At 26.0% G+C, this 576-nt stretch carries 1 pseudogene; it reads left to right on the forward strand.

Annotated elements, in window-relative coordinates:
- Window positions 1-576 (forward strand): annotated as a pseudogene (locus HMPREF3265_RS09780) (poly(glycerol-phosphate) alpha-glucosyltransferase); the annotation flags it as partial.

Consider the following 576-nt stretch of genomic DNA (forward strand, 5'->3'; position numbering starts at 1 on the left):
TCGACTGAAAAAATATTATTTAAAGAATTAAAAAAAACACTGATCAATACAAGAAGAAATTATGTAGATTTTGGTATAGCATTTGATAGTCAATGGAATTTTGCAGTATTACCTGAAGAAATTAACGCGAATGCTTTTGTTCGACCAGATAATACTACTAAAGAGTTATTTCTTTCGGAAAAAAACATCAATAATTATTTACGCAAATATACTACAAATAAAAAGGCATTTTCTAGTGAGTTCTATAATGAAAAAGAAGTTATTAAATTCTATACACAAGGTTTCTTTATAGGTGATGAAGAAGTACATGAACTATATAGCGAAGGCTATAAAAAAGGTTTAAGAAAAGTAAATGATTTAAATAATGAAATTGATCAATTAATTGAAAGTAGTACTAATTTCTTACAAAATATGTTGTTAGATAATGGTAAATATATTTATGGATATTTTCCTCATTTTGATAATGAAATTGGATTCTACAATGTTTTAAGACACTCTTCTTCTACTTATGCCTTAATTGAGGGTCTGTCCTATTTAGGTAAAAGCTTACAACCTGTTGAAAAAGCAATTGATTAT

Source organism: Staphylococcus sp. HMSC62B09 (assembly GCF_001839115.1).
GTDB classification, from domain to species: Bacteria; Bacillota; Bacilli; order Staphylococcales; family Staphylococcaceae; genus Staphylococcus; species Staphylococcus haemolyticus.